This window comes from Caballeronia sp. M1242, from assembly GCF_017220215.1.
GTDB lineage: Bacteria > Pseudomonadota > Gammaproteobacteria > Burkholderiales > Burkholderiaceae > Caballeronia.
This window is the reverse complement of the sequence record NZ_CP071130.1, coordinates 874,341-892,347: the sequence shown is the minus strand read 5'-3', so window position 1 is coordinate 892,347 and position 18,007 is coordinate 874,341. Positions and strand designations below refer to the sequence as shown.

Below are 18,007 nucleotides of genomic sequence, written 5' to 3'. Positions count from 1 at the left end.
TTAGTTCCGCAACAGCCGCTTCGACAGGTCGGCCACCAGAATGCCGAGCCGCGCCGGCTTCTCGAAGCACGCGACGTTGTAATCGCGGATGATCTGGCTGATTTCCGATTCGCTCGCCTTGCCGGTCGTGAGCTCGCCGGTGAGCACGAAGATCGGCGCGTCGGGATTGTCGGACTCCCGCACCGCCTGTATCGCGCCCGCCGACGTGTGCGCGCCGAACAGCCAGTCGATCACCACGGCATCGAAGACCTGCGACTGCAGCGCCTCCAGAAACGCGTCGAGGCCGTAGAAGGCCATCGCGGTGAAGCCGGTCATTTCCAGATAGTCGTGCAGATTGTCGGCCGACGCGTGATCGTCATCGACGACCGCGATCACGGGCTTCTCGGTATCCGCGCGGCGCGGCTGTATCTCGATCTTGTGGACGTCGCTCGCTTGCTGCAACAGCACGCCCTCGTGGCGCGTGACGATCCAGCGGCCGTTCACTTTCTGCGCAATGAAATCGGGCCGGCTGCCCGCGTCCAGTGCATCGCCGATCCACGCGGTGCATGGAATCTCGACCGAGCCGAGCTTCAACACGGCGTCGTGGGCGGTGCCTTCGGTTTCGTCGGGGCGCGTATCGATGCTGTCGAAGAGCTGGAGCGCGGGCTCGTCGAAGGCGTCGGCGACGCGGCGAATCTGCGCGAGCGTCCACGGGCTGTTGCCGCGCAGCTTGCGGTGCCCTTGCGAAAAGCTCAGATCGAGAATGCGGCACAGTTCGGCCGTCTGCTGACGCTTGCCGATGCCGTGACGGCTCATCAGCTCGCGCACGCGCTCGGCGACGGCGAGCGATTCCAGTGAAGAGGTTTCAGAGACCATGCTGCCAGGCGGGGCGGAAATAGCTGCGAATGCGCAGCGAACCGCCCATTGTAAAGGGCAGCGCTCGGCGTGCTCGAAACCGAAACGATGAAACAGCCGCCAATGTTCAGCATAGGAATGAAAACCGGCCGGTTGATCAATCTTTACAATGTAAAAATCTGTTGACGCGACTATGCTCAGAAAGCACAATGTTTCCATCGTAAAGATTCGTGTTGTGACTTTCCTGACGGTTCAACGGAGAACGATCATGTCCTTTCAAGCAATCTTGGCCGGCACGCCGGCATGGGTCTGGGTGTTGTTGGCGGTGCTCATTTCGCGCGGCCTCAAAGCGATGAAAGGCGGCACGGCGCCGCTCTCGAAGCTCGCGGTCGTGCCGGCAATCTTCGCCGCGTGGGGCTTGCTGCATGTCGTCACGGGGCCGGACGCCGGCTGGGAACCGGCAGCGACGTGGCTGATCGGCGGCGCAATAGGCAGCGGCATCGGCGCGATGCTGGCGAAGAACAGCGCTATCGCCGTGGACCGCGTGCGGCGCACCGTCACCGTGCCGGGTTCCATCGTGCCTATGCTGCTTATCCTCGCGACGTTCGCATCGAAATTCTTCATCGGCTTTGAACTGGCGACCGGCGCTGGGATCGAGTCAACGTGGGCCGTGCTCAGCGCGCTGATTTCGGGCGTGGTCGCGGGAGTCTTCGCGGGGCGCTTCCTGGTCTACTGGCTGGCGCTGCGCCCGGCGGCGGCTTTGTTGGAACGCGTGTGACGGGCCAAGAAAAAAGCCGCCAAGCCGATGCAACGGCTTCACGGCTTTGGCGTCGGAACGCGCGCTTACTGCGGCTGGATGTTCGCGGCTTGCAGGCCCTTGGGACCCTGGCGCACTTCGAACAGCACCTTCTGATTTTCTTGCAGCGACTTGTAGCCGTCCGCCCGGATTTCCGAGAAATGCGCGAACACGTCAGGGCTGCCGTCATCCGGCTTGATGAACCCGAAGCCCTTCGTGTCGTTGAACCATTTCACAGTGCCAGTTGCCATTATTTCCTCTTCTTCTGCAGCGTTGAGCGAGACCGAATCTCGCTTGGGTAAGTAATCGTTGAAGGCGCCTTCACGCGAACGCGGCTTCGGCGGGGATTTCGTCGAGCAGCGTGGAGAGTTGGCTCTCCGTCTCGCGGCCGCTGAATTCGCGCAGCGTCGCGAGCAGCGTGCGCCACGGCGCGGGCCAGCGCGTTTCACGCACGCAGCGGCCGGTCGCGTCGGTGATGCGCAAGAGCGTGGTATCGGGGTAGTAGGTGAGGGTGACGGGCATTCCGTCGAGAACGCAAGTAGCGGTACAAGGCTTCGGTGTGAACATGCTGTTTTTGTTGGATAAGTGGTCGTCGGTGCGCGCGGCGCGCGCCTGGTCGGTCGACGGTGCAAAGCATTTAGCAACGTCTGTGCCTGTTGTTCGCCGTGATCTGTGCATGCCCGGCTCCATCGTCGAATTTCGAAAACGCGTTTCGAGATGTTAAGCGGCGAATGCTTCAGTTTTGTGTTAGTTAGCCGACGTTCCGCGGATAAACTGCCTCGCACTTTATTCGAGGAGTCTCATCATGTTCGTTACTGCCTTGTTGCTTTGTCCGGTCGGTGTCGCCGCGCTTTTCGCCTTCGCCCTGTATGCCGATAAGGTGTTTCGGCGCGGCAGCCGGCAAAAGCCCGCGCCGATACGCTTCGAGCCCACGCAGCGGCCCGTCTCCGACCACTGACGCATAAAGCCACCGATCCGCTTTCGTTATCGAACGATCGCCCATTCGGATTGTTCCGTTATCGCTGGCCGACTATAGTGCTATCGACAACACAACAGGAGACAACGCATGAACCAGATCGATCTGGCGGAACGCACCGTGGTCATCACCGGCGGGGCGCGGGGCATCGGCCTCGCGGTCGCCGAGCGGGCGCTGGCTTCGGGCGCGAACGTGGCGCTGTGGGATGTCGACGCCGAGCGGCTGCAGCGCACGCGCGCCGAACTCGCGTCGAAGCACGAGCAGCGCATCGTCAGCGAGTCGGTCGTCGAGCTGACCGATGAAGCGTCCGTCGATGCCGCCGTGCAATCGACGCTTGCCGCGCACGGCAAGATCGACGTGCTCGTGAACAACGCGGGCATCACCGGCGGCAACGGGACGACGTGGGAACTGGCGCCCGACGTGTGGCGCCGCGTGATCGACGTGAATCTGATCGGCCCGTATCTGACCTGCCGCGCCGTCGTGCCGCACATGCTGAAGAACGGCTACGGCCGCATCGTCAATGTCGCGTCGATCGCGGGCAAGGAAGGCAATCCAAACGCCTCGCACTACAGCGCGTCGAAGGCCGGACTGATCGGGCTGACGAAATCGCTCGGCAAGGAACTCGCGGGCAAGAACATTCTTGTGAATGCCGTCACGCCCGCCGCCGCGAAGACCGAAATCTTCGATTCGATGTCGCAGCAGCACATCGACTACATGCTCTCCAAGATCCCGATGAACCGCTTCCTCATGCCGGAAGAAGCGGCGTCGCTCATTCTGTGGCTCTCGTCCGAGGACTGCGCATTCAGCACGGGCGCGGTGTTCGACCTGTCGGGCGGACGCGCGACTTACTGATCCGCGCGCTTCACTGGAGAGAGACATGGACCATTCCGCCGCGGCGGAAGGCGCTGTCACGTCCCGCGTGATGCGCCGGCTGCTGCCGTTTCTCTTTGATGTACGTGCGCGTGCCGGCGCGCGGCGCGGCTCCCCAGTCTCGCGTAGATAGCCCCAAGCCCGCGAACGCGTCCTGACCATTCCAACATACGGAGACGAAACCATGTCCATGCCCACTATTCGCCAGGTTCGCGCTTTCGTGGTTCGCGGCGGCGGCGCCGATTATCACGATCAGGGCGCCGATCACTGGATCGACGATCACATCGCCACGCCGATGGCGCGCTACCCCGAGTATCGACAGAGCCGGCAGTCGTTCGGGCTGAACGTGCTCGGCTCGCTCGTCGTCGAGATCGAAGCAAGCGACGGCACCGTCGGCTTCGCGGTCACGACCGGCGGCGAGATCGGCGCGTTCATCGTCGAGAAGCATCTCGCGCGTTTCATCGAAGGCCAGCGCGTGACGGACATCGAGAAAATGTGGGATCAGATGTACTTCGCGACGCTCTACTACGGGCGCAAGGGCATCGTGCTGAACGCGATTTCGGGCGTCGATCTCGCGCTCTGGGATTTGCTCGCGAAGGTGCGCAAGGAGCCGGTGTTTCAGCTGCTCGGCGGCCCGGTGCGCGACGAATTGCAGTTCTACGCGACGGGCGCGCGGCCGGACCTCGCGAAGCAGATGGGCTTCATCGGCGGGAAGATGCCGTTGCAGCACGGCCCGGCCGAAGGCGAGGAAGGACTCGCCGCGAACATCGCGAAACTCGCCGACATGCGCTCGAAAGTGGGCGACGACTTCTGGCTCATGTTCGACTGCTGGATGTCGCTCGATCTCAACTACGCGAAGCGGCTCGCCACGGCCGCGCACGAATACGGCCTGAAATGGCTGGAAGAAACGCTTCCGCCCGACGACTATTGGGGCTGCGCCGAACTGCGCCGCTCCGTTCCGCGCGGCATGATGGTGACGACGGGCGAACACGAAGCGACGCGCTGGGGCTTCCGCATGCTGTTCGAGATGGGCTGCGCGGACCTCGTGCAGCCGGACGTGGGCTGGTGCGGCGGCATCACGGAGTTGATTAAGATTTCGGCGATGGCGGATGCGCATAACGTGCTCGTCGTGCCGCACGGGTCGTCGGTGTACAGCTATCACTTCGTCGTGACGCGGCACAACTCGCCGTTCGCCGAGTTTCTGATGATGGCGCCGCAAGCCGATCAGGTCGTGCCGATGTTCACGCCCTTGCTGCTCGACGAGCCCGTGCCGGTCAACGGCCGCATGAAGGTGCCGGAAACGCCGGGCTTCGGCGTGCGGCTCAATCCCGAATGCGCGCTGGCGCGGCCTTATACCCACTGACGAGGCATCCCATGCTGCTTGAGAACAAAGTCGTGATCGTGACGGGCGGCTCGCGCGGCATCGGGCGGGCGATTGCGCTGGCGAGCGCGCGCGAAGGCGCGAACGTCGCGATCAATTACTGGCGCGACAACGATCAGTCGTACGGCAAGGCATCGGCGGTGGAGTCGATCGTCGGCGAGATCGAGGCGCTCGGCCGCCGCGCGATTGCCGTCGAAGGCAACGTCGCGGAACGCGAGACGGGCATCGAACTGGTGCGGCGCACCGTGGAAGCGTTCGGACGCGTGGACGTGCTGTCGAGCAATGCGGGCATCTGTCCGTTTCATGCCTTCCTCGACATGCCGTCATCGGTGTACGAAACGACGGTCGCCGTGAATCTGAACGGCGCGTTCTATGTGACGCAGGCCGCCGCGAATCAGATGAAGACGCAAGGCACGGGCGGCGCGATCGTCGCGACGAGTTCGATCAGCGCGCTCGTCGGCGGCGGCATGCAGACGCATTACACGCCGACGAAAGCGGGCGTGCATTCGCTCATGCAGTCGTGCGCCATCGCGCTGGGACCGTACGGCATCCGGTGTAATTCAGTGATGCCCGGCACCATCGCGACGGACCTGAACGCCGAAGACTTGTCGGATGCCGACAAGCGCGCGTACATGGAAAAGCGCATTCCGCTCGGCCGTCTCGGCGCGCCGGACGATGTCGCGCAATGCGTGGTGTTTCTCGCGTCGGACCGCGCGCGCTATGTAACGGGCGCGTCGCTCTTGGTCGATGGCGGGCTCTTCGTCAACTTGCAGTGACGGCGAGCGAGACGGCCGAGTATTTGCGCAGTAACGCGATGAAGTACTCGGCCGGCTCGCTCAGCGTTTCGAACTTGCGGCGCAGCAGGCCGAAGCCAGACAGGCTTTTGCCGATCTCGACGGGCAATTCCACGAGCAATTGCGCGCGCAGATAGTCGCGCACGACGGACTCGGGCAGCATCGCGACGGCGTCGCTGTTTTGCAGCAGTTGCAGCGTCGCGAAGATGGACGCGCATTCGACAATATCGGCAGGCGTAGTCAATCCGGCGCGCGCGAGTTCTTCTTCGAAGAGACCGCGCGCGGGACTCGTGATCGGCTGAAGAATCCAGGGCCATCCGACGAGCGTGTCCAGTGCGAGCGAAGCCTTGCTTGCAAGCGGATGCTTCGCGCGCACGACGAGGCGCATCGCTTCGCGAGCAAGCGGTTCGAAGTCGAAATCGTTGTGCTGTAGCGGCGTGGTCAGGCGGCCGAGCGCGAGATCCACTTCGCGGCGATGCAGCAGTTGCACGACCTGATCGCTCGTTTCGCCGAGTATGCGCACGTTCAGCAGCGGGCGTTCGGACTTCAGTTCGGTGACGGCCATCGCGAGGACGTCGGGCGCCGCGCCCATGATCGCGCCGACTGTCAGTTGTCCGTGACCGCCGCGCCGCTTGTTGTCGAGATCGTCGGCGAAGCGCGTGAGGTCCGCAAGCGAGCGGCGCGCGTAGGCGAGCGCGGCGGTGCCGAGCGGCGTCGGATGCATGCCGCGCGCATTGCGATCGAAGAGCTGGAAGCCGAATGCTTCTTCGATATCCGCGAGCATGCGGCTCGCGCTCGGCTGCGCGACGTTGATGTTGTCCGCGGCCTGATGAAGATTGCGCGTGTCGTCGAGCGCGACGAGCAGCGCGAGATGCTTGAATTTGAGGCGATTGACGAGCGCGAGCTGTGAGACGTTCTGGTTCATTGAAGAGCCCCGCATGATGCAACGCAACGATGTTCGCTGATACGGTTTTGCGATCGGCCAATCCTGCTTTCGGATTGTCGTGCTATCGGTCGGCGCATTATAGTCGCAGCCATAACGCGCCTCTACGCAAAGACAGGGCGCATCGAACATAAGAAGGCGGCCGCCATGGAGACAGTGGCTTTTCGCATGACCCTGAAGCCGGGCATGCGCGAGGAGTACGAACGGCGCCATCGCGAGCTATGGCCCGAACTGGCCGATGCGTTGCATGCGGCCGGCATCCGCGATTACCGGATCTTTCTGGATGAAGCGACCGGTCATCTCTTCGCGACATACAAGCGCGCGGAGACACATACGACCGACGCGCTGCCGAACTTGCCCATCATGCGTAAATGGTGGGACTTCATGGCGGAACTGATGGAGACGCATGCGGACAACGCGCCCGTCGCTGTTGCGCTTGCGCCCGTGTTTCATCTTGCGTGAATCAGCCCGAGCCGCGAGGACACCATCATGCAGGTTGTCGATCCGCATATTCATCTGTGGGACCTATCCACGCATCATTACCCGTGGCTCGCCAATCCGCAGACGTCATTCGTCGGCGATGCGCGCGAGTTGCAGCACGACTATCTGCTCGCCGACTTGCTGCGTGATGCAGAAGGCATCGACGTGCTCAAGCTCGTGCATGTCGATGCGAATCACGATCCCGCCGATCCGGTGGAAGAAACGCGCTGGTTGCAAGGCATCGCGGACGGCGAAGGGCGCGGCATGCCGAACGGCATCGTCGCGGGCGCGGATCTGTCGCGCGACGACGCGCCTCGCGTGCTCGAAGCGCACGCGGCGTTCGCGAATACGCGTGGCATTCGCCAGATACTGAACGTGCATGACAACCCGCTCTACGACTACGTAGGCCGCCACTACATGCACGAGCCGCAATGGCGCAAGCATTTCGCGTTGCTGAGGCGCTTCGGTTTGTCGTTCGACTTGCAGCTTTATCCATCGCAGATGCTCGATGCCGCGCAGCTTGCGCGGGAACATGTCGACACGCAGTTCATCGTCAATCACGCGGGCATGTTCGTGGATCGGGCGTCACCGGCGGGTTACCGCGCGTGGCGTGAAGGGATGCGCGCGCTCGCGGCATGCCCGAACGTCGCGGTGAAAATCAGCGGTCTCGCGATGTTCGACCATCGATGGACCGTCGAGAGCTTCCGTCCTTATGTGCTCGAAACCATCGACACCTTCGGCAGCGAGCGCGCCATGTTCGCGTCGAACTTTCCGGTAGACCGCTTGTTCGGCTCTTACACGGCGATATGGAACGCGTATGCGCGCATCGTCGAGGACGCCAGCGCGAGCGAGAAGGAAGCATTATTCGTTCGGAATGCAGAACGTATTTACCGCATCTAGGCAGGAGTTTCGATGACACCAAGGCTTGAAATGCGGCATGCGAGCAGGTCATTCGGTCGCGTGCGCGCGCTCAGCGATGCGAGCTTGCAGCTCTTCCCCGGCGAGGTGCACGCGCTGCTCGGCGAAAACGGCGCGGGAAAGTCCACGCTCGTCAAGCTGCTCGCGGGCGTTTATCAGCCGGATTCGGGCGAGCTGCTGGTCGACGGCGTGGCGCGGCGTTTCGCGAATCCCGCCGAAGCACGCAATGCCGGCATCGCGGTCATCTATCAAGAGCCGACGCTCTTCGCGGATCTCTCCATCGCGGAGAACATCTATATGGGACGCCAGCCGCGCGACCGGCTGGGGCGTATCCGCTACGACGAAATGCATCGCGAAGTGGATGCGTTGCTTGCCTCGCTCGGCGTCAACATGCGCGCGCAACGGCTGGTGCGGGGGTTGTCCATTGCGGATCAGCAGGTCGTCGAAATCGCCAAGGCGCTGTCGCTCGATGCGAACGTGCTCATCATGGACGAGCCGACCGCCGCGCTGTCGCTGCCCGAAGTGGAGCGGCTCTTCGCGATCGTGCGCGGGCTGCGCGAGCGCAACGCGGCGGTGCTGTTCATCACGCATCGGCTCGATGAAGTCTTCGCGCTGACGCAACGCATGACGATCATGCGCGACGGCATGAAGGTTCACGATGCGCTGACCGCGGACATGACCATCGATTCGATCGTGAGCAAGATGGTGGGCCGCGATCTCGACACGTTCTACCCGAAGGCCGATGTTTGGCCGGGGGATGTGCGTCTTTCGGTGCGCAATCTGACGCGAGAAGGCATCTTCAAGAACGTGTCGTTCGATGTGCGCGCGGGCGAGATCGTCGCGCTCGCAGGTCTCGTCGGCGCGGGAAGAAGCGAGGTCGCGCGGGCGATCTTCGGCATCGATCCGGTCGACGGCGGCGAAGTCAGGGTCGGCGGCGACAAGATCGAACTCGGCAGACCGGCTGCTGCCGTGCGCGCCGGGCTCGCGCTCGTGCCCGAGGACCGGCGCGCGCAAGGACTCGCGATGGAGTTGTCCATCGCGCGCAATGCGTCATTGACCGTGCTCGGGCGATTGATGCGGCACGGTCTGATCTCGTCGCGTAGCGAAGCCTCGCTCGCCGCTGACTGGGGCAAGCGCCTTCGCCTGAAAGCCAGCGATCTGGATGCGCCCGTCGGCACGCTATCGGGTGGCAATCAGCAGAAGGTCGTGCTCGGCAAGTGGCTCGCGACGAACCCGAAGGTGCTCATCATCGACGAGCCGACGCGCGGCATCGACGTGGGCGCGAAGGCCGAGGTGTATCGCACGCTCGCGGAACTCGTGAAGGAGGGCATGGCTGTGTTGATGATATCGAGCGAACTGCCCGAAGTGCTGGGCATGGCGGACCGCGTGCTCGTGATGCACGAAGGCCGTATCAGCGCGGACATCGCCCGCGCCGATGCGAACGAGGAGCGCGTGATGAGCGCGGCGTTGGGTGCGGCATTGGGCGCGCCTGCGCATACATTGGGTCACGCGGCATGATGACACGACACTCTCCCAGCTTGCCCGCCATGCCCGCCGCGCAGGACAAGCGCGACGGCTTCGCGGCATCCATCGCGAAGAGCCGCGAGTTGACGCTCTTCGTCGTGCTGCTCGCGCTCGTCGGCGCGACGGCGGCCGTGAAGCCCGACTTCCTCAACTTGCAGAACCTGCGCGACGTATTGCTCAACGTGTCGATCATCGGCTTGCTGACGGCGGGCATGACCATCGTGATGTTGATGCGGCACATCGACCTGTCGGTGGCGTCGATCGTCGGCGTGAGCGCGTATGCGGTCGGCAGCCTGTTCGTCATGTTTCCGCATATGTCCGTGGCCGTCGCGATGCTCGCCGGAATATGCATCGGACTCCTGATCGGTGCATTGAACGGCGCGCTCGTCACGTTCGGCCGCGTGCCGTCGCTCGTTGCCACGCTTTCGACGCTATACATCGTGCGCGGCGCGGATTACGCATGGGTCCACGGCGGACAGATCAACGCGACGAGCCTGCCCGATGCGTTCGCGAGAATCGCGACCGGCTCGTTGCTCGGCGTGCCGAATCTCGTGTTGATCGCGCTCGTCGTGCTCATCGCGCTGTCCGTGTATCTGAAGCAGTACCGCGGCGGACGCGAGCATTACGCGATCGGCTCGAATCCCGAAGCGGCAAGGCTTGCAGGCATTCGCGTGGACCGTCGCGTGATGATCGGCTTCTTGCTGTCGGGCGCGATTGCGGGGCTTGCGGGCGTGCTGTGGCTCGCGCGCTTCGGCACGGTGGATGCCAGCACGGCGAAAGGCATCGAACTGCAAGTGGTCGCGGCGGCGGTTGTCGGCAGCGTAGCGATCACGGGCGGCGTGGGCACGGTGGCGGGCGCGACGCTTGGCGCGCTGGTGCTCGGCGTCATCAACATCGCGCTGGTGGTGCTGCGCGTGTCGCCCTTCTGGCAGCAGGCGATACAAGGCGCGCTGATCGTCGCGGCGATCACGCTGGACACCTTGCTCGCGCGTTCCGTCGCGCGCCGCATGATGAGGAAACGCGATCATGGCTAAACCGGATTCCGCTTTGTCCATCGCCAAACGCCGTCATTTGCAGTGGGAAGCGATGCTCGTCATCGTGCTCGTCGTCTCGCTCGTGGCGGGGCGCGTGCTCGCGCCGATGTTTCTGTCGTCGGCCAATCTCTCGAACATGCTGGCCGATTTCACCGAGATCGCGTTGATCGCGCTGCCGATGACGCTCGTCATCGTGGCGGCCGAGATCGACTTGTCGGTGGCGTCGGTGCTCGGCGCATCGAGCGCGCTGATGGGCGTGCTCTGGCATATGGGATTGCCGATGCCGCTCGTCATCGCCATCGTACTCGTCGCGGGCACGCTCGCGGGGCTCTTGAACGGGCTCGTCATCGTGCGCTTCGGCTTGCCTTCGCTTGCCGTGACCATCGGCACGCTCGCGCTCTTTCGCGGCCTCGCGTACGTGTTGCTCGGCGATCAGGCCATCGCGGATTTTCCTGCGTCGTACACGGCGTTCGGCATCAATACGGTCGGCGATACGTTCCTGCCGATGCCGTTCCTGCTCGTGATCGCGGGCGCCATCGTCTTCACGGTTCTATTGCAGGCGACGCCCTTCGGACGCAGCCTCTATGCCATCGGCGCGAACCCGACAGCCGCGCAGTTTTCCGGCATCGACGTCGGCAAGACGAAGCTCAAGCTCTTCATGATGTCGGGCGGGATGTCGGCGCTCGCGGGCATTGTTTATACGCTGCGCTTCACGAGCGCGCGCGGCGACAATGGCGAAGGCTTCGAGTTGTCCGTCATCGCGGCGGTGCTGTTCGGCGGCGTGAGCATCTTCGGCGGACGCGGCTCGATGATCGGCGTGCTGCTGTCGCTCGTCATCATCGGCGTGCTGCGCAATGCGTTGACGCTCGCGGACGTATCGAGCGAAACGCTCACCATCGTGACCGGCGCGTTGCTGCTTTCGTCGGTGCTGATACCGAATCTCGTCGCGCGCTGGCGGGCAGTACGAGAGAAACGCCTGATGACGCAGACCTCATGACGCAGACCCTATGACGAACCGTTATACCCCGCGTTGACAACCCGCGCCGAAGCCTGTTTTTCAGGGGCTGCGCGCAATGACAGGAGACATCCCGACATGAAAAAGATCTATCGATTCGCACGCGGCCCGATGCTCGCGGCGGCCTTCCTGGCCGTCGCCGTGGCGTTGACCGCAAGCGCCGCCGAAGTGAAAAGCGGCCTCAAGATCGCGTTCGTGCCGAAGCAGATCAACAACCCGTATGAGGTGATCGCCGACGATGGCGGCATGGCCGCGATCAAGGAGATGAAGGGCGATGGCAAGGTCGTCGGGCCGTCGGACGCGGGGGCGTCGTCGCAAGTCAGCTATATCAACACGCTCATCACGCAGCGCCAGAACGCCATCGTAGTCGCGGCCAACGATGCCAACGCGCTCGTGCCGTACCTCAAGAAAGCGATGTCGCAGGGCATCAAGGTGGTGACATTCGATTCCGACACGGCACCCGAAGGCCGGCAGATCTTCGTGAATCAGGCCGAGTCCGAGGCCATCGGGCGCGGGCAGATTCAACTGCTCTCGAAGCTGATCGGCGGCGAAGGCGAATTCGCGATTCTTTCCGCCACGCCCAACGCGACGAATCAGAACACGTGGATCAAATGGATGCAGGAGGAGTTGAAGAAGCCCGAGTATTCGAAGATGAAGCTCGTGAAGATCGCGTACGGCAACGACGATGACCAGAAATCGTTCGTCGAAACGCAGGGCTTGTTGCAGGCGTATCCGAATCTGAAGGGCATCGTCGCGCCGACATCGGTGGGCATTGCCGCGGCGGCGCGCTATATCTCCAGTTCGCCGGCCAAGGGCAAGGTCGTCGTGACGGGCCTCGGCACGCCGAACCAGATGCGGGCGTTCATCAAGAACGGCACCGTCCAGGCGTTCCAGTTGTGGGACCCGGGCCAGTTGGGCTATCTCGCGGCGTTTGCTGCGGCGAACCTTGCGTCGGGCACGATCACAGGCAAGGAAGGCGATTCGTTCGATGCCGGCAAGCTCGGCAAGCGTACGGTGGGCAAGAGCGGCGAAGTGATTCTCGGGCCGCCGACCACGTTCGACGCGAGCAATATCGATCGTTTCAATTTCTGAAAGACGCGGCGGAGCGGCTACGCTCCGCCATTGTCATACGATAAGCAACCCTAACTATCGACGCGACTTCGACAGCCGGTGCGCGAGGCCCAGATTCGTCGCGATTTGCCAGACATACACGCGCGAGAAGCGCACGCCGAAGCGCCGCTCGATCAGCTCGCGCAGACGCGCATTGGTCCACGCGTCGCTCGGAAAGCCGTGTTTGCGCGGGGAATTCTGCAACGCGGCCGCGATCCAGTCGAGCGCTGCCCGGTCCAGCACGGACGTGCGACCGCCGACGCCCATTTTCGCAAGCGCGTCGAGCCCGCCGTCCGACACGATGGCCCGGTAGCGGCGCACTGTCTGCACCGAGAGATGCAATTCGTCCGCGACCGTCTCCACCGATGCGCCTTCCAGTAGTCTGCGCCCGGCGGTCATGCGCCGGACGACGCTCGGAAGGGTGGCGGGGCGGGACGGCATCGCGCTGGTCGCTCGGTCGCGGTCCGCGGCTCTTTGCGCCGTGCGTCAGCCGCACAGCACGGCGGCGCAGCCGCGCGCCGGTGAGGGCGCCGGGCAAGGGCGGGGCGCGTTCAGACCGGGCGCGGCGTCACGGCGTCCGTATGCGTTCATGCGTGGCTCCTTGTCGGGAGACTGCGGAACTCGATCGGGCGTGGTCAATGGCGAAAGGATGCGCGGCCACGAAAGCCAGGCCGGCTACTTGTGGGCTACCAATAAACGTTTTAAGGCGCAATGGACACGCGTCGCCGAAAATATTTTGGCTTGAATATTCGACGTGAATTGCCTATGGGCGCACGCACGCGCGTATCGACAGGTGCCGATGCTCAGTGACGGGACGGTATTTCGTCAGTGCGTGCGCGAAAGACCCAGCCTCGCAGACACATCAAACGCGATAGAACTCGATATCCTGACCCGCATGTACCGCGCGTTTCAACCATTCGGGCATGTCGCCGACGCCGTCCCACGTGTCGCCGCTCGCGTTTCGGAAAACCGGACCCGTGCCGTTCGATACCGGCACGGACGGCAATTTCGGCATCGCGCGATGCGGTTTCGGCGCGCCATTCGCCGCGTTCCCGTTGGTCCTGGTGAACGTGGGCGGTACGGGAGGCGCGGCCTGCGCTTCGGCTAATGCTTCGGCCAGAGCAGTTTCGGTAATCCCGAATTCGGCCATTCGGCTGCGCAAGTACGCAATGATGCTATCTCGCTTTCTTTCGTCCACGGCTTTCCTGATTCAGCTTTTTGATTTGCAGAAGACGAACCCATGCCCCGCGCGGACCGGGGCGGTTCGATGACTTAAATATATGTATTACCAAGCGTGGCGCAGTGTGTGCCGCTCGTCAATTGGTGTATTTACCGCGAGGCTGTTTTAATCCGCCAGACTCATTGACGCATTCGCCGAATAGAGCCGGTTCGGTCCATTCACTCGCTCGAGGATCACCGCGACGGACGCACGACAAGAGTGCGCGCGGGAAGTCACGCCGAAAACCGCGATCCGCAGAGGGGCATGCCGCGCCGCCGCGACCAAGCGGCGGCCGAAAGGCTCACTCCACTTGTATTGTATGCCGGTCTTGGCAGCGTTTAAAAAGTTTTAACGCGAATGTTGTTCTCCCGGTAATTCCGCGCCGTGCGCGCGAATCGCGGCAATGAGTTCCGCCGGCGTTATTTCATAACGGACTTCGCGATGAATGCCGGGTTTGCGTTCATCGATCTCGATCAGCAGCACGGCCTTGCCGTCAGCAGCGGGTTCGAGCTTCAACGAGCGCACTTCCTGGCCGGTGGTGTCGTCAAATTCGGTCAGGAGCGTCATGGCTCCGGTGGCTGCGCTTCTCGGCATCGACATTCTTCCTCCCGTCTTGCGACGCATTTGTTGTTGTTCCGCTGCATCGCCCAGCCGCGCGCAGCGAATGGCGTGCGCGCTCCAAAGACGAAACAGGGCGGATACGGCGGACGCGAAGCGCGGCGCCTGCGCGAGCGCGCTCCGGTATCTCATTATTGCCTGTCAAATGCGCGGGCGTCCAGCGCGCGAGATTTCCAGCCGCTTGCGCCCGCTTGCGCCCGCTTGCGCCGTTCCCGCCCTCAGGCGTTGGCGGCGATGGCGTCGCGGACCTCCGCTGTGATCTCGAACGAACGCAGGCGCGCCGCGTGATCGAAAATCTGTGCCGTGACGATGAGTTCGTCCGCCTGCGTCTGGTCGATGACCGAGCGCAGCCCGGCTTCTACGTCGCTGCGATCGCCGATCACCGAGCACGACAGCGAGTGCTCGACGCCCGCGCGCTCGGCCGGCGTCCACGCGATGGATTCGACGGGCGGCGGCAGTTGTCCGGGCGTGCCACGTCGAAGATTGATGAACTGCTGTTGCAGCGATGTGAACAGGAAGCGCGCTTCGTCGGCGGTGTCGGCGGCGAAGACGTTGACGCCGACCATCGCGTAAGGCTTGTCCAGCGTGGCGGACGGCCGGAATTGCGAACGATAGACGTGCAACGCGGTCATCAAATAATCCGGCGCGAAATGGGACGCGAACGCGAACGGCAGGCCGAGCGCCGCCGCCAGCTGCGCGGAAAAGAGCGACGAGCCGAGCAGCCAGATCGGCACATGCAGTCCCGCGCCGGGCACCGCGCGCACGCGCTGGCCTTCCACGGGATCGGCGAAATAGCGCTGAAGCTCCACGACGTCGTCGGGGAACGAATCGGCGCTGCCTTGCAGGTCGCGGCGCAGCGCGCGGGCGGTCGTCTGGTCGGTGCCGGGCGCGCGCCCGAGCCCGAGGTCGATGCGGCCCGGAAACAGCGAGGCGAGCGTGCCGAACTGCTCCGCGATCACGAGTGGCGCGTGATTCGGCAGCATGATGCCGCCCGAGCCGACGCGAATGGTCTTGGTGCCTGCCGCGATGTGCGCGATCACCACCGACGTGGCCGCGCTCGCGATGCCCGTCATGTTGTGATGCTCGGCGAGCCAGTAGCGCCGGTAGCCCCAGCGTTCGGCGTGCTGCGCGAGATCGAGCGAATGGGCGAAGGCGTCGGCGGCGGTGGAGCCGAGCGGAATGGGCGAGAGGTCCAGCAGCGAGAAGGGGATCATTGCGAGTTTGGCGTGCTACAGCGTGATGGCGTGGCGGCGCGACATGCGCATGGGCAGAGCGGCCTCGACGCGGCCACGCGTTGGATATTCGATTGTGCCGAAAGTCGGCGAAGTCTGCCGAAGCGGTCGCGAGCCGAGGATTCTGAGCGGAGTCTGCGCCGACGCTAGGCCAGCACCGGATAGCCCTGCTCGGCCGCTTCGCGTTCGTAGCGAAGGATCGGCGCGTAATCCGCTGGCGTGAGGCGCACGAAGCCTTTGAGCCGCAGCCGGCTGGCGAGTGCCGGGTCCTGCGCGACGGTATCGCTGAGCGCGGCGGCGAGCGCATCGACGATATCCCGCGGCACGCGCTTCGACGCAATGAACGGCAGCGCGGGCGCGCTCGCCGTCACGCCCAGTTCGCGCACGCTGGCCGCCAGTTCCGGCCGATGCGCGCGCACGAATGCGAGCGTCACGCAGTCGATGGCGGCGATATCCGCGCTTTTATCGATCGCGACCGCATGCAGCGACGCGAGATGTCCGCCGCTCTTCGCGACAGAAGCGAAGAAGCGCGAGCCCTGCGCGAACGGCGCCACGGCATGACGGAAGAGGTTCATGCCGCTATTCGAATCGTCGTCGTTGTAGACCGCGCGCAGCCCGCGGCAGTCCGCGAGCGACGCCGCGTTCACATGCGCGCCCGCGACGAGCACGCTGCGATAGCCGCCGCTTTCGGAGCCGCTTTCGCAGCCGGGCGCATCGAAATCGGGCGTGGCGACGAGTTGCACGCGATCATCGAGCGCATGCAGCAGCGGATAACCGCACGTCTGCGACAGCAGCAGGTCGTCGCGCAGCCAGAAGGCGGTCAGGTCGGAAACCGAGTCGGTCATGCCGAGCGTATCGCCGCGGGCCTTCAGCGTGTCGGCGAGGCGGGCGTGCACGGCATCGAGCAACGCGCGCCAGTCGGCGGCGAGCGCGGGCGTGACGTTGTACATCGGCAGGGCGGCGGTCCAGTGCATCGTCGGGGAATGGCGGGGAATGTCGCATCGTAGCGGTATTCGCAGCGGCGCGTCCCGGAACATCGACCAATCAGGCCGGCCCGGCCTCTCGCGGTCTCAGCGCGAGTCGACGAACACTCGCGGCGAACGTCGCGGTGACAGACGGCTTATCGTCCAACCTCCAGGCGATGCAGCGTCGAGACCGCCGAACGGACCGGCCGTCGCCCGCGTCACAAGCCGCCCGAAGCCGCCTCCGCGCTTTCCGCATGCCCGAACGTTCGCACTGCTGCGTCATCGCCCGTGCCCGCGACCGGATGCACCGGGGCGACCGCGCGCGCGAACGCATACCGCCGGAACCACTCGCCGTATCCTTCCACGACGAAGCCGCCATTGCTCGCCCGATATGCGTCCCGCCGCTCGCGATAGATGGCAGCCAGCGCGAACCACGGCACGCCCGGCAGGTCGTGGTGCACCGCGTGGTAGTTGTTGTTCAGAAAAAGCAGCCGCCACGGCCACGCGGCCTCGTTGATGACCGTTCGCTCACGTTCCGCGCCCGCCGCGCGATGCTCGTGGAACGATCGCACCGAAGCAAGCGCGAGCGCCGCATAGCCGACGCCTGCGAACGCGCGCCACGGCACCCCGCACCGAGTGTCGAGCCACCACGCGAGCGCCACGAGCGCGGCGAGATGCGCGACCCAGCTCGCGACGATCCGCCAGTCGCGATCGATAATCGCCTGCGCCGCTTCCCGCCACGATGCGGCGATCGCGAACCACGGCCCGATCAGCACGCGGCCCACGAACGTGTTCCGCGCAGCGATCGCGCCACGCAATACGACCCCCGCGCTCGCCCACTGTTCGGGCGTCACATAGTAGCTTTCGGGATCGTGCCCGGGCACGGTCAGATGCGCATCGTCGTGATGACGCAGATGCGACGCGCGATAGACCGCATACGGAAACCACACGGCGAGCGGCGCCAGTCCGAAGAGCATGTTGACGAGCGGCCAGCGCGTCGGATGCCCGTGCAACAGCTCGTGCTGGAGCGACATGTACCAGCACGACAGCACCGCCAGCAGCCCGAGCGCAAGCGGCATGCCGAGCGTGCGCGCGCTCGTCGCGACGCCGAACCAGCCGCCGTACACCGCGACGATCACGAGCCACGTCGGCCATTCGCTGCGCCAGCGCCACGACGCGCGCCGATCCTGGATTGCATCGCGTTGGGCGTCGTCGAGATAGCGTGGCATGGCGGGCTCTGAATGGCGAAGGGCCATGTTAGCCGCGCACCGACGCAAGCCCAACGAACGAATACGCCT

General features: G+C 64.2%; 21 protein-coding genes. 12 read left to right on the top strand and 9 right to left on the bottom strand.

Features of this window, described 5'->3' with window-relative positions:
• Entirely contained in the window at positions 1–855 is an 855-nt protein-coding gene (locus JYK05_RS17620; protein ID WP_175941949.1) for a helix-turn-helix domain-containing protein, read from the bottom strand.
• A gap of 247 nt (positions 856–1,102) precedes the next feature.
• Here JYK05_RS17620 and JYK05_RS17615 point away from each other — a divergent pair, with 247 nt between their 5' ends.
• Positions 1,103–1,612 (top strand): DUF6622 family protein, encoded by a 510-nt coding sequence (locus JYK05_RS17615; protein WP_206468507.1) that lies wholly within the window; start codon positions 1,103–1,105, stop codon positions 1,610–1,612.
• 65 nt (positions 1,613–1,677) lie between these two features.
• Here the strand turns inward: JYK05_RS17615 and JYK05_RS17610 are convergent, their stop codons facing one another.
• Positions 1,678–1,881, bottom strand: a complete 204-nt coding sequence (locus JYK05_RS17610) for a cold-shock protein (RefSeq protein ID WP_175941946.1) — start codon at positions 1,879–1,881, stop codon at positions 1,678–1,680.
• A 70-nt stretch (positions 1,882–1,951) separates the two neighbouring features.
• Positions 1,952–2,152, bottom strand: a complete 201-nt coding sequence (locus JYK05_RS17605) for a hypothetical protein (protein WP_175941944.1) — start codon at positions 2,150–2,152, stop codon at positions 1,952–1,954.
• A gap of 283 nt (positions 2,153–2,435) precedes the next feature.
• Between JYK05_RS17605 and JYK05_RS17600 the strand changes: the two genes are divergently transcribed.
• The 4 genes from JYK05_RS17600 (at position 2,436) to JYK05_RS17585 (ending at position 5,633) form a co-directional block, all read left to right on the top strand.
• Positions 2,436–2,588 (top strand): hypothetical protein, encoded by a 153-nt coding sequence (locus tag JYK05_RS17600; RefSeq protein ID WP_175941942.1) that lies wholly within the window; start codon positions 2,436–2,438, stop codon positions 2,586–2,588.
• A 108-nt stretch (positions 2,589–2,696) separates the two neighbouring features.
• Positions 2,697–3,458, top strand: coding sequence for an SDR family NAD(P)-dependent oxidoreductase (locus JYK05_RS17595; protein WP_175941940.1), 762 nt, complete (start codon positions 2,697–2,699; stop codon positions 3,456–3,458).
• Positions 3,459–3,660: 202 nt separating this feature from the next.
• Positions 3,661–4,839 carry an L-rhamnonate dehydratase gene (gene rhmD / locus JYK05_RS17590; RefSeq protein WP_206468505.1) on the top strand — a complete coding sequence of 393 codons (1,179 nt, stop codon included), beginning with the start codon at positions 3,661–3,663 and terminating at the stop codon, positions 4,837–4,839.
• A gap of 11 nt (positions 4,840–4,850) precedes the next feature.
• The gene (locus JYK05_RS17585) at positions 4,851–5,633 is read left to right on the top strand and encodes an SDR family NAD(P)-dependent oxidoreductase (RefSeq protein ID WP_175941936.1); all 783 of its coding nucleotides are present in this window, start codon (positions 4,851–4,853) and stop codon (positions 5,631–5,633) included.
• Here the strand turns inward: JYK05_RS17585 and JYK05_RS17580 are convergent.
• Positions 5,620–6,576, bottom strand: a complete 957-nt coding sequence (locus JYK05_RS17580; protein WP_175941934.1) for a LysR family transcriptional regulator — start codon at positions 6,574–6,576, stop codon at positions 5,620–5,622. The two genes, JYK05_RS17585 and JYK05_RS17580, sit on opposite strands and share 14 nt — an antisense overlap.
• A gap of 165 nt (positions 6,577–6,741) precedes the next feature.
• On the opposite strand from JYK05_RS17580, the gene rhaM reads away from it, so the two are divergent.
• The 6 genes from rhaM (at position 6,742) to rhaS (ending at position 12,657) form a co-directional block, all read left to right on the top strand.
• Positions 6,742–7,056, top strand: a complete 315-nt coding sequence (rhaM, locus tag JYK05_RS17575) for an L-rhamnose mutarotase (protein WP_175941932.1) — start codon at positions 6,742–6,744, stop codon at positions 7,054–7,056.
• A 27-nt stretch (positions 7,057–7,083) separates the two neighbouring features.
• A complete protein-coding gene (locus JYK05_RS17570) occupies positions 7,084–7,974 on the top strand; it encodes an amidohydrolase (RefSeq protein ID WP_206468503.1) in 891 nt (296 codons plus the stop codon).
• 12 nt (positions 7,975–7,986) lie between these two features.
• On the top strand, positions 7,987–9,510 hold the full coding sequence (locus JYK05_RS17565) for a sugar ABC transporter ATP-binding protein (protein ID WP_175941928.1): 1,524 nt from the start codon (positions 7,987–7,989) through the stop codon (positions 9,508–9,510).
• Entirely contained in the window at positions 9,510–10,550 is a 1,041-nt protein-coding gene (locus tag JYK05_RS17560; RefSeq protein ID WP_371826454.1) for an ABC transporter permease, read from the top strand. Before JYK05_RS17565 ends, JYK05_RS17560 begins: the two co-directional genes overlap by 1 nt.
• Positions 10,543–11,547 carry an ABC transporter permease gene (locus tag JYK05_RS17555; protein ID WP_175941925.1) on the top strand — a complete coding sequence of 335 codons (1,005 nt, stop codon included), beginning with the start codon at positions 10,543–10,545 and terminating at the stop codon, positions 11,545–11,547. Before JYK05_RS17560 ends, JYK05_RS17555 begins: the two co-directional genes overlap by 8 nt.
• 96 nt (positions 11,548–11,643) lie before the next feature.
• Entirely contained in the window at positions 11,644–12,657 is a 1,014-nt protein-coding gene (gene rhaS, locus JYK05_RS17550; RefSeq protein ID WP_206468501.1) for a rhamnose ABC transporter substrate-binding protein, read from the top strand.
• Positions 12,658–12,711: 54 nt separating this feature from the next.
• On the opposite strand, the gene JYK05_RS17545 is transcribed toward rhaS, so the two are convergent.
• Entirely contained in the window at positions 12,712–13,116 is a 405-nt protein-coding gene (locus JYK05_RS17545; protein ID WP_175941921.1) for a helix-turn-helix domain-containing protein, read from the bottom strand.
• A 482-nt stretch (positions 13,117–13,598) separates the two neighbouring features.
• Between JYK05_RS17545 and JYK05_RS26750 the strand changes: the two genes are divergently transcribed.
• Positions 13,599–13,946, top strand: coding sequence for a hypothetical protein (locus tag JYK05_RS26750; RefSeq protein WP_371826431.1), 348 nt, complete (start codon positions 13,599–13,601; stop codon positions 13,944–13,946).
• 296 nt (positions 13,947–14,242) lie between these two features.
• Here JYK05_RS26750 and JYK05_RS17535 read toward each other — a convergent pair whose 3' ends face one another.
• The 4 genes from JYK05_RS17535 to JYK05_RS17520 form a co-directional block, all read right to left on the bottom strand.
• Positions 14,243–14,488 carry a hypothetical protein gene (locus tag JYK05_RS17535; RefSeq protein WP_175941917.1) on the bottom strand — a complete coding sequence of 82 codons (246 nt, stop codon included), beginning with the start codon at positions 14,486–14,488 and terminating at the stop codon, positions 14,243–14,245.
• A 242-nt stretch (positions 14,489–14,730) separates the two neighbouring features.
• Positions 14,731–15,726, bottom strand: a complete 996-nt coding sequence (locus tag JYK05_RS17530) for a luciferase-like monooxygenase (RefSeq protein ID WP_206468499.1) — start codon at positions 15,724–15,726, stop codon at positions 14,731–14,733.
• 164 nt (positions 15,727–15,890) lie between these two features.
• Entirely contained in the window at positions 15,891–16,718 is an 828-nt protein-coding gene (locus tag JYK05_RS17525) for a phosphate/phosphite/phosphonate ABC transporter substrate-binding protein (protein WP_206468498.1), read from the bottom strand.
• 209 nt (positions 16,719–16,927) lie between these two features.
• The gene (locus JYK05_RS17520; RefSeq protein ID WP_206468497.1) at positions 16,928–17,938 is read right to left on the bottom strand and encodes a fatty acid desaturase; all 1,011 of its coding nucleotides are present in this window, start codon (positions 17,936–17,938) and stop codon (positions 16,928–16,930) included.
• Positions 17,939–18,007 lie beyond the last annotated feature (69 nt).